Source organism: Streptomyces sp. WELS2 (assembly GCF_013870595.1).
Classification (GTDB): Bacteria; Actinomycetota; Actinomycetes; order Streptomycetales; family Streptomycetaceae; genus Streptomyces.
This window is the reverse complement of the sequence record NZ_JACBWZ010000878.1, coordinates 1-2,430: the sequence shown is the minus strand read 5'-3', so window position 1 is coordinate 2,430 and position 2,430 is coordinate 1. Positions and strand designations below refer to the sequence as shown.

At 71.6% G+C, this 2,430-nt stretch carries 3 protein-coding genes; all 3 read right to left on the bottom strand.

Annotated features, from left to right (window positions below; translation table 11 throughout):
• Positions 1-20: 20 nt before the first annotated feature.
• Positions 21-818, bottom strand: coding sequence for an SURF1 family protein (locus H5J33_RS31165; RefSeq protein WP_181798114.1), 798 nt, complete (start codon positions 816-818; stop codon positions 21-23).
• 49 nt (positions 819-867) lie between these two features.
• Positions 868-1,101, bottom strand: coding sequence for a hypothetical protein (locus tag H5J33_RS31160; RefSeq protein ID WP_181798113.1), 234 nt, complete (start codon positions 1,099-1,101; stop codon positions 868-870).
• Between the two features lie 103 nt (positions 1,102-1,204).
• Complete coding sequence (locus H5J33_RS31155) at positions 1,205-2,188, bottom strand: DEDDh family exonuclease (RefSeq protein WP_181798112.1); 984 nt, start codon at positions 2,186-2,188, stop codon at positions 1,205-1,207.
• Between the last annotated feature and the right edge of the window lie 242 nt (positions 2,189-2,430).

Below are 2,430 nucleotides of genomic sequence, written 5' to 3'. Positions count from 1 at the left end.
GCCGCAGGTTTGCGTGGGGCTCAGACCGACGCCGGTTCGGTTTCCTCGGTTCGCTGTTCCGCCGTGGCTTCCTCGCGGTCGCGCAGCTCGCGGCGGACCAGGAACCACCAGCCGACCGGGACGGCCGCCGCGAACAGCCACCACTGGATCATGTACGCGTAGTTCAGCGGGGCGTCCTCGCTGCCCGGGTCGGAGATCTGTTCCGGGGAGCCGTTCTTCGCCTGCGGCGCGGTCTGCTGGATGTAGCCGCCGAGCACCCGCGCGTCCAGCCGCCGCGCCTCCTCCGCGCTGTTGATCAGCATGATCTGCCGGTCGGGCAGGCCCTTGACGTTCTTGATGCCGCTCGCCGCGGTCGTCTCGTCGGACATCAGCCGTCCGGTGACGGTGATCCGCCCGGCCGGCGGCGCGGGCACCTTCGGGAAGTCGGTCTGCGCGCCGTTCGCGGGGATCCAGCCCCGGTTGACGAGCAGCACCTTGCCGTCGTCGAGGACGAAGGGCGTGAGGACGTGGAAGCCGACCTCGCCGTCCGAGTTGGTACGGCGGCGGACCACGACCTCCTCGGCGGTGTCGAAGGTGCCGGTCGCGGTGACCGTGCGGTACTTCTCCGCGCGGGTCACCGTGTGCCCGGGGGAGGTCAGCCGCTCCACCGGGACCGGGTCGGCGTGCAGCGCGGCGGAGACCAGGTCGTTGCGCGCGGTGCGCTCCTCGTAGCGGTGCTGCTGCCAGAAGCCCAGCCGGATCATCGTCGGGATCAGCGCGATCGCGACGAGCGTGAGGATCACCCACTGGCGGGACAGCAGGAAGCGGTAGCGGTGCACCCCACGACGGTACCTCCGCGCCGTGGGGTGCGTTCAGGCGGGTACCGGGTCAGACCCGGTCGACGATGCCGATCCTCCCCTCGGCCCGGGCGCAGTGCGCGCCGCAGAACCAGTGCCCCTCCACCTCCACGCCCTGGCCGATGATCTGCACCCGGCAGTGCTCGCAGATCGGGGCCATGCGGTGGATCGCGCAGGAGAAGCAGTCGAAGACGTGGATGGCGCCCTGGGCGTGCACCTCGAAGGTCATTCCGTAGTCATTGCCGCAAACTTCGCATGTCGCCATGCGCCACAGGGTGAGCCGTCACCGAACCCCCGGCGAGCCGCCGCCGGGTGAGTCGTGGGGCAATCACCCGTTCGTACGATGAACCGCACGGGGTCGGCGGGAGCTACTCGCCGGCGGGTTCCACGTCCCGCAGCAACTGGCCGAACGCGGCCTCGTCCACGATCGGCGTGCCGTACTGCCGGGCCTTGACCGTCTTGGACGTGCCCGAGTCGGGGTCGTTCGTCACCAGCAGGCTGGTCAGCCGGGAGATGCTGGTGGCCACGTGCAGCCCGGCCTCGGTGGCGCGGTCCTCCAGCAGTTCGCGCTCCGTCGACGTGTCACCCGAGAAGGCGACCCGCATGCCCTGTTTGAGCCTTTTGCCGTCTTCGTAGCGACCCGGGTTGGGATAGGGGCATGCGGGCCTTTTGCGGGAGGGTCGCCAACCGGCTGTCGGATAGCCGCCGTAGCCGGCCGTCGCCTGCCGGGGCACGGGCCGGTCCGACCACTCCGTCAGCGGCCGGCACTCCAGCAGCGGCAGCCGTACCCCGCCCGCCGCCGCGGCCCGCAGGCTGGGCCGGAACGCCTCAGCCAGCACCCGCGCGTCGTCCAGCGCGTGGTGCGCCCGCTGCTGTACCACCCCGAAGTGCGCCGCCAGCGACTCCAGCTTGAAGTTGGGCAGCGGCAGCCCCAGCTCCTTCGACAGCGCGATGGTGCACAGCCGTTGCCGCACCGGCGCCTCGCGCCGCACGCGCGCGTACTCCCGCGCGATCATCTGCCAGTCGAAGACCGCGTTGTGCGCGACCAGCACCCGGCCGTCCAGCCGGGCCGCGAACTCCTCGGCGACATCCGCGAACAGCGGCGCGCCGTCGAGCACCTCGCTCGTCAGACCGTGTATCCACACCGGCCCCGGATCGCGCTCCGGGTTGACCAGCGTGTACCAGTGGTCCTCGACCTCGCCGCGCGCGTCCAGCCGGTACACGGCCGCCGAGATGATCCGGTCGTCCCGGGCCAGTCCGGTGGTCTCCACGTCGACGACCGCGTATCCCTTCGGATACGCGGCCGGCCACGGGGTGGCGGAGGGCGCTGCGGTCGCACGGTCTTCGAGCATGGTCACTGAGGATACGGGCCACCACTGACAACGCCGTCCCCCAGGTCCGGCACCCGGGTCCCCCGCTCGACCGCCCGCTCGGTCCCCGTACACGCGCGCGTTCGCGCGCGAAGGAGGCGCACGGAAGTCCCGGCATCACCGACATCCCGGACGGCCGTCCCGTGCGCGGGTGTTCCCCCGCAGGGTGCCGGCGGACCGCCGACATCGCGGTGGACGCCGCGCGTGCCGTGGTGACCACTGCC

Excerpts from the sequence above, each read along its gene's own strand:
- H5J33_RS31155 (WP_181798112.1), bottom strand. The coding sequence starts at position 2,188 with ATGCTCGAAGACCGTGCGACCGCAGCGCCCTCCGCCACCCCGTGGCCG.
- H5J33_RS31160 (WP_181798113.1), bottom strand. The coding sequence starts at position 1,101 with ATGGCGACATGCGAAGTTTGCGGCAATGACTACGGAATGACCTTCGAG.